17 protein-coding genes are annotated in these 16,051 nt (G+C 63.3%); 7 read left to right on the forward strand and 10 right to left on the reverse strand.

What is annotated here, in order from left to right:
• Nucleotides 1–204 precede the first annotated feature (204 nt).
• Both yidC and yihA read left to right on the forward strand, forming a co-directional pair.
• The gene (gene yidC, locus NVV79_RS03690; RefSeq protein WP_303986421.1) at nt 205–2,034 is read left to right on the forward strand and encodes a membrane protein insertase YidC; all 1,830 of its coding nucleotides are present in this window, start codon (nt 205–207) and stop codon (nt 2,032–2,034) included.
• Nucleotides 2,035–2,170: 136 nt separating this feature from the next.
• Nucleotides 2,171–2,815, forward strand: a complete 645-nt coding sequence (yihA, locus tag NVV79_RS03695) for a ribosome biogenesis GTP-binding protein YihA/YsxC (protein ID WP_303986423.1) — start codon at nt 2,171–2,173, stop codon at nt 2,813–2,815.
• 12 nt (nt 2,816–2,827) lie between these two features.
• Here the strand turns inward: yihA and NVV79_RS03700 are convergent, their stop codons facing one another.
• The 6 genes from NVV79_RS03700 to NVV79_RS03725 all read right to left on the reverse strand — a co-directional run bounded on the left by NVV79_RS03700 (nt 2,828) and on the right by NVV79_RS03725 (nt 6,569).
• Nucleotides 2,828–3,223, reverse strand: a complete 396-nt coding sequence (locus tag NVV79_RS03700; RefSeq protein ID WP_303986425.1) for a DUF1801 domain-containing protein — start codon at nt 3,221–3,223, stop codon at nt 2,828–2,830.
• A gap of 1 nt (nt 3,224) precedes the next feature.
• Entirely contained in the window at nt 3,225–3,932 is a 708-nt protein-coding gene (locus tag NVV79_RS03705; protein ID WP_303986426.1) for a gamma-glutamyl-gamma-aminobutyrate hydrolase family protein, read from the reverse strand.
• Nucleotides 3,933–4,007: 75 nt separating this feature from the next.
• Entirely contained in the window at nt 4,008–4,505 is a 498-nt protein-coding gene (gene msrB, locus NVV79_RS03710) for a peptide-methionine (R)-S-oxide reductase MsrB (RefSeq protein ID WP_303986428.1), read from the reverse strand.
• Nucleotides 4,506–4,656: 151 nt separating this feature from the next.
• Nucleotides 4,657–5,220, reverse strand: coding sequence for a fasciclin domain-containing protein (locus tag NVV79_RS03715; RefSeq protein WP_303986430.1), 564 nt, complete (start codon nt 5,218–5,220; stop codon nt 4,657–4,659).
• A gap of 90 nt (nt 5,221–5,310) precedes the next feature.
• Nucleotides 5,311–6,021 (reverse strand): anti-sigma factor, encoded by a 711-nt coding sequence (locus tag NVV79_RS03720; RefSeq protein ID WP_303986432.1) that lies wholly within the window; start codon nt 6,019–6,021, stop codon nt 5,311–5,313.
• Nucleotides 6,018–6,569 (reverse strand): sigma-70 family RNA polymerase sigma factor, encoded by a 552-nt coding sequence (locus NVV79_RS03725; RefSeq protein WP_303986434.1) that lies wholly within the window; start codon nt 6,567–6,569, stop codon nt 6,018–6,020. Before NVV79_RS03725 ends, NVV79_RS03720 begins: the two co-directional genes overlap by 4 nt.
• A gap of 171 nt (nt 6,570–6,740) precedes the next feature.
• On the opposite strand from NVV79_RS03725, the gene argB reads away from it, so the two are divergent.
• Nucleotides 6,741–7,640, forward strand: coding sequence for an acetylglutamate kinase (gene argB, locus NVV79_RS03730; RefSeq protein WP_303986436.1), 900 nt, complete (start codon nt 6,741–6,743; stop codon nt 7,638–7,640).
• A gap of 137 nt (nt 7,641–7,777) precedes the next feature.
• Nucleotides 7,778–8,443, forward strand: coding sequence for an outer membrane protein (locus tag NVV79_RS03735; RefSeq protein ID WP_303986438.1), 666 nt, complete (start codon nt 7,778–7,780; stop codon nt 8,441–8,443).
• Between the two features lie 52 nt (nt 8,444–8,495).
• Here the strand turns inward: NVV79_RS03735 and NVV79_RS03740 are convergent, their stop codons facing one another.
• From NVV79_RS03740 to NVV79_RS03750, 3 genes are all read right to left on the reverse strand, one after another.
• Nucleotides 8,496–9,989: a DHA2 family efflux MFS transporter permease subunit gene (locus NVV79_RS03740; protein ID WP_303986440.1), complete on the reverse strand. Its 1,494-nt coding sequence runs from the start codon at nt 9,987–9,989 to the stop codon at nt 8,496–8,498.
• A 23-nt stretch (nt 9,990–10,012) separates the two neighbouring features.
• On the reverse strand, nt 10,013–10,612 hold the full coding sequence (locus NVV79_RS03745) for a TetR/AcrR family transcriptional regulator (protein WP_303986442.1): 600 nt from the start codon (nt 10,610–10,612) through the stop codon (nt 10,013–10,015).
• A gap of 124 nt (nt 10,613–10,736) precedes the next feature.
• Nucleotides 10,737–11,162 carry a nitroreductase/quinone reductase family protein gene (locus tag NVV79_RS03750; RefSeq protein WP_303986444.1) on the reverse strand — a complete coding sequence of 142 codons (426 nt, stop codon included), beginning with the start codon at nt 11,160–11,162 and terminating at the stop codon, nt 10,737–10,739.
• A 662-nt stretch (nt 11,163–11,824) separates the two neighbouring features.
• On the opposite strand from NVV79_RS03750, the gene ilvA reads away from it, so the two are divergent.
• From ilvA to NVV79_RS03765, 3 genes are all read left to right on the forward strand, one after another.
• A complete protein-coding gene (gene ilvA, locus NVV79_RS03755) occupies nt 11,825–13,348 on the forward strand; it encodes a threonine ammonia-lyase, biosynthetic (RefSeq protein WP_303986446.1) in 1,524 nt (507 codons plus the stop codon).
• 190 nt (nt 13,349–13,538) lie between these two features.
• Nucleotides 13,539–14,783 (forward strand): hypothetical protein, encoded by a 1,245-nt coding sequence (locus NVV79_RS03760; RefSeq protein WP_303986448.1) that lies wholly within the window; start codon nt 13,539–13,541, stop codon nt 14,781–14,783.
• A gap of 82 nt (nt 14,784–14,865) precedes the next feature.
• Nucleotides 14,866–15,567, forward strand: a complete 702-nt coding sequence (locus NVV79_RS03765) for a pyrimidine 5'-nucleotidase (RefSeq protein ID WP_303986449.1) — start codon at nt 14,866–14,868, stop codon at nt 15,565–15,567.
• Here the strand turns inward: NVV79_RS03765 and NVV79_RS03770 are convergent, their stop codons facing one another.
• Nucleotides 15,568–15,942: a VOC family protein gene (locus NVV79_RS03770; protein ID WP_303986450.1), complete on the reverse strand. Its 375-nt coding sequence runs from the start codon at nt 15,940–15,942 to the stop codon at nt 15,568–15,570.
• Nucleotides 15,943–16,051: the final 109 nt, after the last annotated feature.

Genomic DNA, 16,051 nt, shown 5'->3' on the forward strand with positions numbered 1-16,051 from the left:
ACGTCGCCTTCGCGCCGCTGTGACAGCATGCGCGCGTGACTTTATCCCTCACCATGACTATGTGCTGGTCGGACGACGGGAAGCGCTCAGCGAACCCTTCGCCAAGCTGGTTGCCGATCTGAGTGCGCTGATCCAACGCGTACACACACCCAGATCGACAGACGAGCGCCAATCTTCCGGCCGCGGCCCACGGAAACCAAGATAATGGAAAACAATCGCAACATCATCCTGGCCATCGTGCTCAGCATGGTCGTGCTGTTCGGCTGGCAGTTCTTCGTGGCCGGCCCGCAACTGGAGCGGGCCCAGCAGCAGGCCCAGATCGCCGCCGAGCAGCAGGCAGCGGCCGATGCCGCGCTGGCAACGCCGGCGACGCCGGGTGAAGCCGCCGCCACGCCCGCGCCGACAGGCACGCAGACTTACGCCACGCGCGAGGAGGCGGTCGCCGCCAGCCAGCGCGTCAGCATCGACACCGAGGACCTGTCGGGCTCCATCAACCTGACCGGCGCCCGCATCGACGACCTGCGCCTCAAGCAGTATCGCGAGACGGTCGATGCGAATTCCCCGGTCATTACCCTGCTGACCCCGGCCGGCGTACCCAATGCCTATTTCGCCGAAGAGGGCTGGGTGCCGGTCACTGGTGCCAATATCGCGGTGCCGGACAGCCGGACGCAGTGGTCGATCGAAGGTGCCAATACCGCGCTGACCACGACCACTCCCGTGACGCTGGCCTGGGACAATGGCGCTGGGCTGATCTTCCGCCGCACGATTTCGGTCGATGAGCATTACCTGTTCACCATCAGCCAGGCGATCGAGAACCAGGGTACGGGCGATGTCGCCCTTTATCCCTATGCGCGGGTCGTCCGCCACAACACGCCCCATGTCGCGAACTTCTTCATCCAGCATGAAGGCCCGCATGGCGTGCTGGGCGACAACAATCTCATTTCCAAGAAATATTCCGACCTGCAGAACGACCGGCAGGTGACCTACGAAAACACCTCGGGCTGGCTCGGCTTCTCGGACAAATACTGGGCCACGGCTGTGCTGCCGCCGGCCGGCACCGCGCTCAATGCGCGCTTCAACTGGTCCAACGCGGCCGGCTATGACGACTACCAGACCTCCTATGTGGAAACCACGCCGGTCGTCGTCGCGGCAGGGGCCACGGCCACCCGCGAAAGCTACCTCTTTGCCGGCGCCAAGGAAGAATCGGTGATCTCGGCCTATCAGTCCCAATATGGCTTCGACCGGCTGGAACTGCTGATCGACTGGGGCTGGCTGCATTTCATCACCAAGCCGATGTATTACCTGCTGAGCTTCCTTTACGGGATTCTGGGCAATTTCGGCCTCGCTGTGCTGGCCGTGACCGTCATCGTCAAGGCCATCTTCTTCCCGCTGGCCAACCGCTCCTATGCCTCCATGGCTGCCATGCGCCGCGTGCAGCCGGAGATGAAGGCCATCCAGGAGCGCCTCAAGGACGACCGCCCGGCCCAGCAGCAGGCGATGATGGAGCTTTACCGCAAGGAAAAGATCAATCCGCTGTCCGGTTGCTGGCCGATCCTCATCCAGATCCCGGTCTTCTTCGCGCTCTATACGGTTATCTTCATCAGCCTCGACATGCGCCATGCGCCGTTCTTCGGCTGGATTCAGGATCTGGCGGCGCCCGATCCGACCAATATCTTCACCCTGTTCGGCCTGATCCCGTGGGATCCGACCGTATTGCCCTTCATTGGCAGCTTCCTGCATCTGGGCATCTGGCCGGTCATCATGGGCATCACCATGTGGGTGCAGATGAAGCTCAATCCGCCGCCGCCCGACCCGACCCAGGCGATGATCTTCAACTGGATGCCCGTCATCTTCACCTTCATGCTGGGCACATTCCCGGCGGGCCTGGTGATCTACTGGGCATGGAACAACACGCTGTCGGTCACCCAGCAGTATTTCATCATGAAGCGCCACGGCGCCGAGGTGAACCTGCTCGGCAATATTCTCGATGCCTTCAAGCGCAAGCCCAAAACGGCCGAGCCCACCAAGTCCTGATCGTCACCATCGATCAGCCATGCTATTGCCCGCCGGAACACTTCCGGCGGGCTTAATATTTGTACGGCCGCGCTTCCGAACCGGAAAACCGGCAACCACTTTTCCTGGAAGCGCTAAAATTGAAGCGAGCAGCACCATGAGCACTATCGATTACGCCCCCGACATGATCGAGCGCGGCCGCCTGCTGTTCGCGCGGCCCTTCCTCTTCGTCAAAGGCTGCGTGCGCATTGCCGACCTGCCGCCGATGGACCGGGTCGAGATCGCTTTTGCCGGCCGTTCCAATGTCGGCAAGTCGAGCCTGATCAATGCGCTTTGCGGCACGTCCTCCCTGGCCCGCACCTCCAATACGCCCGGCCGCACGCAGGAACTCAACATCTTCGAGAGCCAGAGCGAAAGCCTGCGCATCGTCGACATGCCCGGCTATGGCTATGCCAAGGCGCCCGAGGACAAGGTGCGGCAATGGACAAGGCTGATCCATCAATACCTCACCGGTCGTGCCACCCTGCGCCGCGTCTATGTGCTGGTCGACGGGCGGCACGGGCCCAAGGACAATGACCTCACCGTCATGAATGAGCTCGACAAGGCCGCAGTCAGCTACCAGGTGGTCCTGACCAAGGCCGACAAGCCGTCGGCGGGTGAATTGACCAAGGTGATATCAGCCACCAAGGCCGCCATAACAAAGCGCCCCGCAGCCCATCCGCATGTCATCCTGACCTCGAGCCTCAAAGGCGAGGGGCTGCGCGAACTGCGCACCGAAATCGCCTTGCTGCTGGAAAGCTGATCAGGCCTCGGCCTACCGCGTCGTACAGGCCACCCAGCGCCGCAGGATTTCGCTCAATGCGGCCGACCGGCTGGCCAGCTCATCGGCATCGCGGAAGGTGATGACACCACGATCGGGCGCGGCCCAACTGATCAGCCTGTCCGGGTCTTCGAAGCGGAAGAAGTCGTCGGCACCGGCCTTGGCGCCACGGTGCAGGATCAGCTGCACCCGGTCGCCGGGATGCAGGCGCATGGTGATACGGTCATCGTCGCCCAGCCCGAAGCTCGGGGCGTTCCACTTGATGCGCTCGACCAGGTCGGGCACCGCCGCCAGGATCACCAGCCGCAAAGCCGCAACATCGGCCTTGCGAGCGTGCTGGAGTCCATCGAGATAGGCATCAACGGCACCGAGCTTTTCCGCCACAGCCATGTCAGCGCCCCCTGAAAAACTGCCCGATATAGCCAGCAACGTCCGCGCTGTGCGACGGGGTGGCAATGGAGGAGATGGCGGTTTCCACTATTTCATCCGGCGCCTTGCCGCGCCGCAGCTCGGCCAGCGCCAGCGTATAGTCGTCCTGGAATTCGGGATGCGGCTGGAAACTCAGCGCCGCGCCATTGCGATAGGCGAGCCCGGCATTGGGGGTGAAATCGGAGCCCAGGATCACTTCGGCTTCGGCGGGCGGCACAATCACCTGGTCCTGATGCGAGCAGGCCACCGCCAGCGCCGCCGGCGCCGCAGTCATGAAATCGGGCCGCCCTTTCACCGCATAGGTATGCCGACCCAGGCCCCAGCCCTTTTCGGACTTGCGCACATCCCCGCCCAGCGCATCGGCCATGATCTGGTGACCGAAGCACACGCCGAGCATGGGGGTCTTGCGGCCATAGGCGTCGCGGATGAAGGCCCGCAGCGGATCGAGCCAGGCATAGTCGTCATAAACGCCAGCCGGCGAACCGGTCAGAACAATACCCTCCAGTTCCCCCGGATCGGGCAGCGCCGCGCCGTCGGACACCGGCACCATGTCATAGGTGAAGCCCTGCCCCGTCCCATCGAACATGGTCTCGAACATCTTGCGATAGGGACCGAACCGGTCGCGCAGCGGCAAGGGGACTTCGCCGGTCTGGATAATGGTGAGCTTCATGGACAGGTCCGCAGAGTGGCCCCTGTCGATAGCGGGAAAACAGGGCGCGACGCAACACCCTGCCCGTCCGCGGCCTTAAGCTGGAATGAACTTCAGTGCCAACCCGTCAATGCAATAGCGCAGGCCGGTGGGCGGAGGACCATCCTCGAACACGTGCCCCTGATGGCCACCGCAATTGCTGCAATGGACTTCCGTCCGGACCATGCCGAATGTGTTGTCGACATTGGTGCCCAGGGCGTCGGGAATGAAGGTGTAGAAGCTCGGCCAGCCCGTGCCGCTATCGAACTTGGTGGCCGATTCAAACAGCGGCTGGTCGCAGCCGGCGCAGGCGAAAATGCCTTCGCGGTGCTCGTCGAGCAAGGGCGAGGTGAAGGGACGTTCGGTGCCTTCTTCACGCAGGATGTAATAGGCGTCGGGGGAGAGCCGGGCGCGCCATTCGGCGTCGGTCAGCTTGAACGGGAAGTCGCCCTCGGCCGCAATGGTCGCGCCGGTGGGGCGCAGGACGCTGAAGGCAGCGAGCGCGGCTATAGCGGTGCCCCCGAGCAGCATTGTGCGACGATCGATCGTGGCCATGTCTCTTCCCTCCGATCCGACAGCCACCCTACAGCCCCGACAGGGGCGATGGCAGTCAAGTTGTGGTGAGAGGCCGTCGTAACGGCCTCTCTATGGGCGCCATTCGCAGCAGCGCCGCTTTTGGTTACAGAGCCGGCCGATGGCCGGCCTGTTACATGGCCGATTTGGGAGTCAGCACGGCGTCGATCACATGGATCACGCCATTGGACTGGATCACGTCGGCAATGGTCACATTGGCTACAGTGCCATTCTCGTCGGTCACGGTCACCTTGCCGTCAGCGGCCTTGAGCGTCAGCTTGCAGCCGCCCACGGTGTCCACGACATGCTCGCCGCCATCGGCTTCGACCATGCCGACAATGTCGGTGGAGAGCGCCTTGGCCGGGATGACGTGACAGGCCAGGATGGTCGACAGCATCTCCTTGTTTTCCGGCTTCAGGAGGGTTTCGACCGCCCCTTCCGGCAGGGCGTCGAAGGCGGCATTGACCGGGGCCAGCACGGTGAACGGGCCTTCGCCCGACAGCGTCTCGACCAGGCCTGCGGCCTGGACGGCGGCAACCAGCGTCGTGTGGTCGGCCGAGTTCACGGCATTTTCGACGATGTTCTTGTCGGCAAACATGGCGGCACCGCCCACCATCGGATTGTCCTGCGCAAAGGCAGCGCCCGAGAGAGCGGAGACGGAGAGCATGGCGGCAAGGGTGAGTGCGCGGAAATTCATTTGTCGTTCCTTCCTGTGTTTCCTTCCCATTCTTTCGGCTGGGACAGGGGAAGGTACGGAGGGGTGACGGAAAGAGTTTCAGGCTCGATACTAAATCCGCGTCACCGCCCCCTTGGCGACGATCGGGCCGGTCGGCGCGCCGCTGGGCGAGCCGCCTTCGGGTTCGAGCGTGATGGCCAGCACAGAGCCTTCGCCCCAACCGGCCAGGATTTCGGGCGCGATGGTGACAGTGCTGCGTTCGCCGACCGGGATGACACCCATGGAGACGGGTGCATTGTCGCCCTGGATGGCCCAGAGTTCGAAATCGCGATCCGGCACATCTTCGCCCGACAGCGCCGTCAGCCGCACCGAGCCGCTGCCGTCATAGAGCGCGACGAATTTGACGTCGCTCCCCTCTTCCTCGAGCGCGGCGACGAGCTGGGTGGTGAGCGTGCCCACATCGGGCGCCGGTTGCAGCAGATTGAAGCCGATTGCCGCAATGGCGACAGCCAGCGCCCCGGCGGCGATGCCGCGCCAAATCAGCAGATTCTCCCACAGGGAAACGCGTTTCTGCCCTTCGCCAAAGGCGCGGGCCTCGATGGCGGCATAGAGATGGGCGGGCGGGGGCACTTCCGCATATTCGTCATCGAGCGCGGCAAAGCGCGCAACCCAGAAATCGCGCTCGGCCCGCAGACCCGCATCCGCCTCGATCAGGCGGCCGACACGTTCATGCTCGCTGGTCGAGAGCAGGCCGAGCACATATTCGGCCACCAGGGCGTTGCGCCCTTCATGATCTCCGCCGATGTCGTCGCTCGCGCTCATGTCGTGAGGCACTCTTTCAGTTTGATGAGACTCCGGCGCAGCCAGGTCCGCATCGTGTTGAGAGGCACGGCAAAACGCGATGCCAGTTCCTCATAGCTATAGCCATCGAGATAGGCACCGCGCACCGCTTCGGCACGATCGGGATCGAGCGTGCCCAGGCAATGTTCGATCCGGCCACGCTCCTCGCTGTCTGCAGCGGCGCGTTCCGGGCTCGGGCCGCTATCGGGAATCTCCAGCGCCACGTCGATATCGTCGGCGGCCGGACGGCGCGCCCGCAGCTTGTCGAGCGCATGATTGCGCGCCACCGCCACCAGCCAGCTGATCGGGCTGGTATTTCCGGCCACATAGCGATCCGCCCGCTGCCAGATTTTCACATAGACCTCCTGGATGGCCTCTTCGGCCTCCGAACGGTCCTTCAAGATACGCAGGGTCACCCCGAAGAGTTTCGCGCTGGTCCGCTCGTAGAGCAGGCGGAAAGCGGCCCGGTCGCGCAGGGCACAGCGGGCGATGAGATCGGCGATGTCCCGCGACGGGGCTGTGGTGGACATGAAACCGGTCTGCCTCCCGACATGGGCATATCGGCCCAGTCCGAGAACGCAACAGACCTTAAAAAGGATCAATGCGCAAATGCCGCATAAGCGTCTTTTCCTTTGGGCATTGATGTTCTAGACCCGTTGCGGTCTCAATAGGGACTGCTTGCCAACAGAATGGGTCTGTCCATGACTGATCAGCCTTCGACCGACCGGTTCAGCCACGACGCCGGCATCCTCGCCCAGGCCCTGCCCTATATGCAGCGCTACGAGGGCAAGACCGTCGTGGTGAAATATGGCGGCCACGCCATGGGCGACCTCAAGCTCGGCCAGGCCTTCGCGCGCGATATCGCGCTGCTCAAGCAATCCAAGGTCAATCCGATCGTGGTGCATGGTGGCGGGCCGCAGATCGCCTCCATGCTCAAGAATCTGGGCATCGAATCCAAGTTCGAGGGCGGCTTGCGCGTCACCGATGCGCGGACCATGGAAGTGGTCGAGATGGTGCTGGCCGGCTCGATCAACAAGGAAATCGTGGCGCTGATCAATGCCGAGGGCGAATGGGCCATCGGGCTCTGCGGCAAGGACGGCAACATGGTCTTCGCCAAGAAGGCCGAAAAGACCATCAAGGACCCGACCTCCAATATCGAGAAAGTGCTCGATCTCGGCTTTGTCGGCGAGCCCGTCGAAGTCGATCGCACCCTGCTCGACCTGCTGGCTCGCTCCGAGATGATCCCGGTCATCGCCCCGGTGGCGCCCGGCCGCGACGGCAACACCTACAATATCAATGCCGATACCTTTGCCGGGGCCATTGCCGGCTCGCTCGGCGCCAAGCGCCTGCTGTTCCTCACCGACGTGCCGGGCGTGCTCGACCGCAACGGCACGCTCATCCCAGAACTCAGCGTGCGCGAGGCCAAGGACCTGATTGCCGATGGTACCATTTCAGGCGGCATGATCCCCAAGGTCGAAACCTGCCTCGAAGCGCTCGACAATGGCGTGGAGGGCGTGGTGATCCTCAACGGCAAGATGCCCCATGTCGTCCTGGTCGAGCTCTTCACCGAATTCGGCGCCGGCACGCTGATCGTACGCTAGGACAAACCACCGCGTTGACGTTTCGCTAACCATTTGGCACATCCCGGTCGAATTGGCCGGGATGTGGCGCTTATGGCATAGCCCGGTCCGGACAAGTCGTGGCAAATTTTAGCCATCAGGTTTGCGGGGTTTTTGTCATGCGTAAGGAATTCAAGCTGGCGGCAGCGGCCGGCATCGCGGTAATCGGCTCGGCCGGGGCCGCACAGGCCCAGTCGATGATGGCGCCGGTCGTCACCAGCGGCATGTATCAGCCGACATATTCGGCCTGGGATGGCTTCTATGTCGGCGCGCAGGGCAGCCTGGTTGCCATGAAGAGCCACGAGATTGCCCCGGGCATCCTGGCAGGCGAACAGCTTCTCGGCGACATCGGCGGCAGCGCCGGGGTGTTCGCGGGTTACCGCTACCAGCTCAATGACTGGCTGGTGCTGGGCGTCGATGGCGAAGTCAACAATGTCGCCACGCAGTTCGAATATAACGGCGCCCAGAATTACGGTGCGCTCAAGTGGGATGCGGCCGTACGGGCCACACTGAGTTATCCGGTGGCGCCCAATGTGCTGGCCTATGGCACGGTCGGCTATTCATGGGGCCATTTTGATCTCAGCCCCAGCCGTGGCGGCGTCAGCACGGAATTCACCGCCAGCGGCTTCCAGCTTGGTCTGGGTGTCGACATGATGGTCACCGAAAACCTCATGGCCCGCCTCAACGCCACCTGGACCCATTATGGCGTCAACACCGTGCCGGGCGGCGGCACCAGCGAACCGAGCAATTCGGTCGTTCGCGCAGGTCTGGCCTGGAAGTTCTAGAACCAATACGACCGGAATCAAAAAGGCCGCCCATTGGGCGGCCTTCGCATTTCTAGGCTTCGACCAATACCGGCTGGGCCGGTGCGCCACGCGCCTGCCCGCCCTTGGGGCCCCTGAAAAACGGGGCCAGCAGCAAGACCAGGGTAAAGCTGCCCACCACATACCAGAGCGCCAGGCTCGACGCGTCGGCAAAGGCGGCATGGGGCGTCGCACCACCGGCAAAGCCGTTGCCGAGTCGGGTGAAGAAGATTTCCCCGATAATGGCGACGCCCAGCGCGCCACCCACCTGCTGGAAAGCCTGCAACGCCCCAGAGCCAGCCCCGGCATCGCGCGGCGGCACATTGGCCAGCACGAGCTGGAACAGCGAGGAGAAGCCCAGGCCCAGCCCGATACCCGCGATCAGCAGCGGCGGCAGGAAGGCCAGGGAATCGATGCTGTCAGTGACCCCGGCAATGTAGAAATGCAGCCACAGGATGCCGAAGGACAGCAAGGCACCCGCCACGGCCAGCCGGGAGCGCAGGTAGTTGGCGCCGAAGCGTGCGGCAATGCCCGAAGCGATCAGCACGCCCACCGAAAAGGGCGTGTTGGTCAGGCCCGATTGCAGTGGTGTGAAGTCGAAACCGCCTTGCAGCAGCAGCGAAATCACCATGAAGAAGCCGGGAATACCCGAGGCATAGATGGTGACGACGAAGGCACCGAACATGAACTGCCTGTTGGTGATGAGATCGAAATTCAGCAGTTGGGGCGCGCCGGCGGCGGCCCGGCTGCGCGTCCACAGCACGAAGGCGACGAGCAGGAGGAGACCGGCGGCGATCATGGCAAAGGCCCAGAGCGGCCAGCCATAGGCGCGACCCTCGACGATGGGGAAGACCACCGCGACTATGCCAAGGCCGAACAGGACGATGCCGACATAATCATTGCGCAGGGCGGCATGGCCCGGCAGCCGCGGAATGAGGAACCAGCCGGCGATCACGGCGGCGATGCCGATCGGGATGTTGACGAGGAAGATAGGCTGCCAGTCCATGCCGAAGAGATTGGCCGAAATCAGGGCGCCGCCCAGGATGGGACCGCAGACCGAAGCGAGGCCGGCCGACAGGCCGAACAGCGAAAAGGCCTGGCCCCGCTCATGCGGCGGGAAGGTCACGGTGGCGATGGCCAGCACCTGCGGCGTCATCATGGCGCCGGCCAGGCCCTGGATGACGCGGGCGGCAATGAGGAATTCGATATTGGGCGCCAGGCCACACAGGGCCGAAGCGGCAGTGAAGCCGGCCACGCCCCAGAGGAAGAGCCGGGTGCGGCCCAGGATGTCGCCGAGGCGCCCGAAGGGCAGCAGGCCGAGCGCGAAGGCCAGGATATAGGCGGCAATCACCCATTCGATCTGGCTGTCGGTGGCGCCCAGCCCGTCGCGCATCGAGGGCAGCGCGACATTGACGATGGTCACGTCGATCAGGTTCATGAAATTGGCGATCAGCAGGATGCCCAGCGCCAGCCAGCGGCGCGGATCGGGCGGAGCATCGGCCCCGGTTGTGTGAGGTTGGGCAGACATGGAAAATTCCTTGGTCGTCTGAATTAACGGGTGAAGGCGCGCTCCAGTTCGGCCGCCACGCGGTCGAGCAGGGAGAGCGACAGTTTGGGCTGGCGCCAGCAATCGGAGAGGGCGCCAGTCGAAATCAGGGCGGCCGCCTCGGGATCGAGGTCGGGCCGGAACGAGCAGTCGGATATGCCGAGCCGGAAAATGTCGGCAAACTGGTTGCGCCAGAAATCGCGCATGGGCAGCATGATTTCGGCGATGACTGCATCACGCCTGGCCCGTTCGACAAGTTCTGTCAGTATGATGATGAGGTCGGGCATTTCGACGACGGTTTCGCGGAAATCGTCGAATTCGAGCCGCAGTTGTTCGAGCCCGTTCTTGCCGCTGCGCGGATGGCGCAGGGCTTGTGCCTTGAAGTCGTGGCGCAAAGATTCCGCCACCAGCGCGACCAGCGCTTCCTTGGACGGCACATGATAATGGAGCGTGGCGATATTGATGCCGACGCGGGCGGCAATATCGCGCGTGCGCAGGCCTTCGAGGCCTTTTTCGACGATGATCCGGCGCGCTGCCTGCGCGATGGCGAGGCGGCGGTCGTCGCCGCTTTCGCGCTTGCCGGTCAGCGATATGTCCATGGTCATGGCGGCCCTCCGCATGATGCGGCAGTGCCTATAGCGCGGCGCAGCCCGTCAATCAATCATTTGATTGAGAGGCAGCCATGAGCAGATTGCAAGGCTTCGGCGGCGGCGAAATGCTCGCCTTCCGTCAGCGCCTGGTGAGTTCCACCACCGGAATGAACGCGCGCGAGGTCTTTTCCTGATAGCCGGCAAATTGGGGAAAACAGCGCGCCTGTTCGGCATAGATCGTCGCCCGCTCATCGCCCTCGACCACGCGGGCACGCACGGGAATGCGCTTGATATCCGTGCCGTCGCCCACCTCGATCTCGATATCGGGATGCGCCACGAGATTGTGGAACCAGGCCGGATTCTTCGGTGCGCCGCCATAGGAGGCAAAGACATACCAGGGGCCATTGTCCTGCTGGCGCAGATACATCAAGGGCTGCAAGCGCTCCTGCCCCGATTTGGCGCCGACGGAATGCAGCAGCAGAACCGGCGAGTCCTTGAAGTGGCCGGCTGGCTTGCCGCCATGCTGCTTGAAATCGGCAATGACCTGCGCGTTGAAGTCGTTCATGCTGGTAATCCTCTCGGTGGGCCCCATTTCCGACATCGGTAGACGGCGTTGAGAGTTCAACCCGCTCGCGCGGGAAAAATATCCGGGGAGGTAGCACCCTTGTCACTCCACCCCCGATGTCATCCCGGCCTTGAGCCGGAACCCATCCCGAGATCATGCCACGGCCGCAAGGTGGATCGTCCGACCACTGGATATGCCTTGCCACCTCAGGATGGATCCCGGCTCAAGGCCGGGATGACATCGAGGGAGAGGATCGCGCGGTGCTCCACTTACCCATCTTATCCCCCTCGCCAAAAACCGCGCGTATCATCTTGCTCATCTTCCGGGATACGGGCGGCGCTGCAGCGACGGGCGTCCGGAGGCCAGCCGGGGGAGTGGAGGTCGCGCTCTGCTCCGGGTCGAGCGGACGAGGCGTTTGGGCGGGGTGCTACGGCTAACCGCTAGGGTCTGCGATCGCGCCGTCCGAGCAAGTCCGGCATCCCGAGACGGCTTCCGTCTCATTACTAAATTTACCAGAGGCGAAAGCCGTCTCGGGATCCGCACGTCCGCGGCCGCACTTGCGGTCCGCATCCGACAACCGCATTGCAGGCGGCGCTTCAGCTTGCCCGATTGACAAAAGACTGCGCCGGGCATCCAACACGGCACGAAATGGAGTGCCCGCCATGCAGGACTATGTCCGCCGCATCCTCACCTCGTCAGTCTATGAAGCGGCCGAGGAAACCCCGCTCGAAAAGATGGAGCTGCTGTCGGCCCGGCTGGGCGCCGAGGTGCTGCTCAAGCGCGAGGACATGCAGCCGGTCTTCTCCTTCAAGATCAGGGGCGCCCACAATCGCATCGCCCAACTCACGGAAGCCGAGCGCGCCCGTGGCGTCATCTGCGCCTCGGCCGGCAATCATGCTCAGGGCGTGGCCCTCTCCGCCACGCGGCTGGGCATCCGCGCCATCATCGTCATGCCCACGACTACGCCCGTTATCAAGGTGAACGCCGTGCGTCGGCTGGGCGGAGAAGTCCAGTTGTTCGGCGACGGGTTCGATGCGGCGCGCGCCCATGCGGCCGAACTCGCGGCCAAGCATGGCTATGTCGTGGTCCACCCCTTCGATGACCCCGATGTCATTGCCGGCCAGGGCACGATCGGCATGGAACTGCTGCGCCAGCATCCGGGCGAGATCGGCGCCATCTATGTGCCGGTGGGCGGCGGTGGGCTTGCCGCGGGCATTGCCGCCTTCGTCAAGTTCCTCCGCCCCGAAATCCGCGTCATCGGCGTCGAGCCGGAGGAAGCGGCCAGCATGAAGGCGGCCATTGCGGCCGGCCATCCCGTGGCGCTCGACCAGGTCGGGCTCTTCGCCGATGGCGTGGCCGTGCGGCAGGTGGGCGACGAGACGTTCCGGCTCTGCCGCGAACTGCTCGACGATATCGTCACGGTCTCGGCCGACGAGATCTGCGCCGCCATCAAGGACATTTTCGATGATATGCGCGCCATTGCCGAGCCGGCCGGCGCGCTGGCCCTCGCCGGCTTGCGGCGGCAGGTGGAACTGGGCGAGGCCCCTGAAGGGGCGCTGATCGCCATCAATTCAGGCGCCAATGTCAACTTCGACCGGCTGCGTTACGTGGCCGAGCGCGCCGAGATCGGCGAGCGGGCCGAGGCTTTGCTGAGTGTCGAAATCCCCGAAAAGCCGGGCAGCTATCGCGCCTTCATTCGCCTGCTCGGCCAGCGCTCCATAACTGAGTTCAACTACCGCTTCGCCCATGGCGCCTCGGCCAATATCTTCGTCGGCATCAAGCTGACGGGCGGCGATGCCGAAAAGCACGAGATCATCGCGCTGCTGGAAAAGCACGGCCTCGGGGTGACCGACCTCACCGATAATGAAGTGGCCAAGCTCCATGTCCGCCATATGGTCGGCGGGCGCGTGAGCGACCTCGATGACGAAGTGGTCTACCGCTTCCAGTTCCCGGAACGGCCAGGAGCGCTGCTCAAATTCCTCGAAGGGCTGAACGACCGCTGGAACATCTCGCTGTTCCACTATCGCAACCACGGCTCCGACTATGGCCGCGTGCTGGTCGGGGTGCAGGTGCCCGCGGCAACGCGGGACGATTTCCTCGCCCATATCGATGCCATCGGCTTTCCCTATTGGGAGGAAACCGACAACCCGGCCTATCGGCGTTTTCTCGATCGCGGCCGCCCCTGAACCGGGAGTGTCACAACACGGTCACCAGCGTTATGCTGCAGTAAACCGACAATGAGAAAGACAGGCCACCATGCGGCCGGAATCTATTGCAATTCAATGCACAAGGGGCCATCTGCCACAGAATGGCGCCGGTCTATTGCTCAATGCGCCCACCCGACAAAGCAAAATCACACCAATGCCGGAGATGACGATGAGGACCACAAAGACGACCCGCCTGCTGCTGAGCGGTGTTGCGACCGTTGCCCTGATGGGCCCTGCCATGGCGCTCGATGCACAGGCCTTCGTCGATCGCATCGCCGAAGTCTACAAGCCCCTCGGCTATGACTTCACCTTCGGCGCGGCAGCGCTCGATGGCGACACGATCACCATCGATGGCGGCACCGTCACCATCGTCTCCTCGCCCGAAGCGGCCATGGAGCCGATGACCTTCGACACCGAAGTCACCTTCACCGGCGTCGTCGAGAATGCCGATGGCAGCTATACCGCCGAATCCGTCACCATCCCGGACATCGAAACCGACTTTGCCGAGGAGCCGGCTGGCCATCTGAGCCTCAGCGACATCCGCGTCGATGGCTTCTACCTGCCGGCGGGCGATCCGATACCGTCCATCGGCCTGCTGCAATTGTTCCAGTCCTTCAGCACTGGTCCGCTCTCGCTCACCCGCGACGGCGAAGAGGTCTTCGCGTTCGAAACCATGGCCTCGCAATCGACCTTCAATCCGTCCTTTGCGACGACCGAGCTGACCGATCTGGCCTCGACCTTCCTGATCAGCGGCATGTCAGCCGATCTCACCTCGGTTGCCGAAGAAGACCCGGCCGCCGGCGCCACGATCGAGGCGCTGGGTCTCACCAGCGTCACCGGCGAAGTCTACATGGAGATGAGCTGGGCCATGGCCGACGGCCATATGGATGTCAGCGCGCTCTCCTTCGACTTCGATGATGTCGGCGCGCTCGATATTACCTTCGACATTACCGGCTTCACACCGACAGTGCTCGACCAGATCTATGCCATGCAGGCCGCGATGGGCACGGGCGGCGAACCGACCGAGGAACAGGCGCAGGCCCAGATGATGCAGGGCATGGCGCTGATGCAGGGCGTGAACATCGTTTCCGCGTCGATCCGCTATGACGATGCCTCGCTGGCCGGCAAGCTGCTCGACTTCTTCGCCGCCCAGTCGGGCGCCGACCGCGCCACCTTCGTCCAGGGCCTCAAGGCCATGCTGCCGGCCATGCTGGCCGAGTCGGGCATCCCGGCGCTCAACGACCTGGTCGTGCCGCCGGTCTCGGCCTTCCTCGACGATCCGCAGAGCCTCGAAGTCAAGGTGGCGCCGCCTTCGCCCACTTCGCTGCTAGTGCTGATGGCCGCCGCCGCCAATCCGGCGGGCCTGATCACTGCGCTGGGCCTGGCCGTCGAAGCCAACCAGCCGGTGGACTGACAACAGATCGGGGAGCGGCAGTCTGGCCGCTCCCCGATGATTTATCCCCATTTTCACACTTGCGTATTATAGTGGGGCGACCATGAACGATATGACGCCCCCTACCCGCAGTCTCAGCCACATCACCGATTGGGTGTTCGATCTCGACAACACCCTCTATCCGCGCGAATGCAACCTCTTCGCGCAGATCGACAGCCGCATCACGCAATATGTGATGGATGTGACGCGGCTCGATTTCGAAGCCGCCCGCGCCCTGCAGAAAAGCTACTACCGGGACTTCGGCACCACGCTCAACGGGCTGATGCTGAAGCACGAGATCGATCCCGACCACTTCCTGAACACGGTCCACGCCATTGACTATTCGCCGGTCGACGCCCATCCCGACCTGGTCGAGGCCATCCGCGCTTTGCCCGGCCGCAAATTCATTCTCACCAATGGCGACACCGGCCATGCCCGCTCGGTGCTATCGAGGCTGGGAGGCGCCGACATTTTCGAGCATGTCCACGACATCCGCGCCATGACCTTCGTGCCCAAGCCGCATCGCTCGGCCTATGACGGGTTCCTCGCTCTTCACGACATAAACCCGGCCAGCGCCGTCATGTTCGACGACCTGGAAAAGAACCTCGTCGTACCGCATGAAATCGGCATGGCGACGGTGCAGGTCGTGGCCGATGCCGGCTATGTGCATGAGCAGGTGGAAGCCTGGGAACTGGATCGCAGCAGCGGCCCCCATGTCCATCACATCACCGACAATCTGGCGCGCTTCCTGCGCGAGATGCCCTGACTACATATTGTTCAGGTGCAGGATATTGCCGTCCGGGTCCTTGAGCCAGACGGCCTTGAAGCCGTTGGTGCTGTGGATGCCGTCCTTATAGTCCAGGCCCATATCCGGATAGTGCTCGAAACTTATCCCCTTGGCCGTGAGGTCGGCGACAATGGCGTCGAGCTGGTCACCGACACCCCAGACAACGGCATTGGCCTTGTTGGTGCCGGCGAAGTCGGAGACATAGACGTTGAGTGTGGTCTTACCGGTCTTGAAGGAGAGCACGTTGTCGTCGCCCTGGGTCAGCTCGAGCCCGAGCTTGTCCTGGTAAAAGTCCCTGGCGCGCGACATATCCCTGACCGCTACGATGGCTGATGAATCGATGTCCTTGAGCATGGTCACATCCTCGCTGTGTGCATTGGGTTCCGAACGCGATCGCCCGCGTCATGGTTCAATGACGTTCGGCCCGCCGCTTTACAGACAGGACGCTAGGGATTAGCGTTCA

Source organism: Devosia ginsengisoli (assembly GCF_024707105.1).
Lineage (GTDB): Bacteria > Pseudomonadota > Alphaproteobacteria > Rhizobiales > Devosiaceae > Devosia > Devosia ginsengisoli_A.

Excerpts from the sequence above, each read along its gene's own strand:
- NVV79_RS03700 (WP_303986425.1), bottom strand. The coding sequence starts at position 3,223 with ATGGCTGTGGCGGAAAAGCTCGGTGCCGTTGATGCCTATCTCGATGGA.
- NVV79_RS03715 (WP_303986430.1), bottom strand. The coding sequence starts at position 5,220 with ATGAATTTCCGCGCACTCACCCTTGCCGCCATGCTCTCCGTCTCCGCT.
- yidC (WP_303986421.1), top strand. The coding sequence starts at position 205 with ATGGAAAACAATCGCAACATCATCCTGGCCATCGTGCTCAGCATGGTC.
- NVV79_RS03705 (WP_303986426.1), bottom strand. The coding sequence starts at position 3,932 with ATGAAGCTCACCATTATCCAGACCGGCGAAGTCCCCTTGCCGCTGCGC.
- NVV79_RS03765 (WP_303986449.1), top strand. The coding sequence starts at position 14,866 with ATGAACGATATGACGCCCCCTACCCGCAGTCTCAGCCACATCACCGAT.
- NVV79_RS03760 (WP_303986448.1), top strand. The coding sequence starts at position 13,539 with ATGAGGACCACAAAGACGACCCGCCTGCTGCTGAGCGGTGTTGCGACC.
- NVV79_RS03725 (WP_303986434.1), bottom strand. The coding sequence starts at position 6,569 with ATGTCCACCACAGCCCCGTCGCGGGACATCGCCGATCTCATCGCCCGC.
- NVV79_RS03770 (WP_303986450.1), bottom strand. The coding sequence starts at position 15,942 with ATGCTCAAGGACATCGATTCATCAGCCATCGTAGCGGTCAGGGATATG.
- NVV79_RS03740 (WP_303986440.1), bottom strand. The coding sequence starts at position 9,989 with ATGTCTGCCCAACCTCACACAACCGGGGCCGATGCTCCGCCCGATCCG.
- NVV79_RS03745 (WP_303986442.1), bottom strand. The coding sequence starts at position 10,612 with ATGACCATGGACATATCGCTGACCGGCAAGCGCGAAAGCGGCGACGAC.
- ilvA (WP_303986446.1), top strand. The coding sequence starts at position 11,825 with ATGCAGGACTATGTCCGCCGCATCCTCACCTCGTCAGTCTATGAAGCG.
- NVV79_RS03735 (WP_303986438.1), top strand. The coding sequence starts at position 7,778 with ATGCGTAAGGAATTCAAGCTGGCGGCAGCGGCCGGCATCGCGGTAATC.
- yihA (WP_303986423.1), top strand. The coding sequence starts at position 2,171 with ATGAGCACTATCGATTACGCCCCCGACATGATCGAGCGCGGCCGCCTG.
- argB (WP_303986436.1), top strand. The coding sequence starts at position 6,741 with ATGACTGATCAGCCTTCGACCGACCGGTTCAGCCACGACGCCGGCATC.
- NVV79_RS03720 (WP_303986432.1), bottom strand. The coding sequence starts at position 6,021 with ATGAGCGCGAGCGACGACATCGGCGGAGATCATGAAGGGCGCAACGCC.
- msrB (WP_303986428.1), bottom strand. The coding sequence starts at position 4,505 with ATGGCCACGATCGATCGTCGCACAATGCTGCTCGGGGGCACCGCTATA.
- NVV79_RS03750 (WP_303986444.1), bottom strand. The coding sequence starts at position 11,162 with ATGAACGACTTCAACGCGCAGGTCATTGCCGATTTCAAGCAGCATGGC.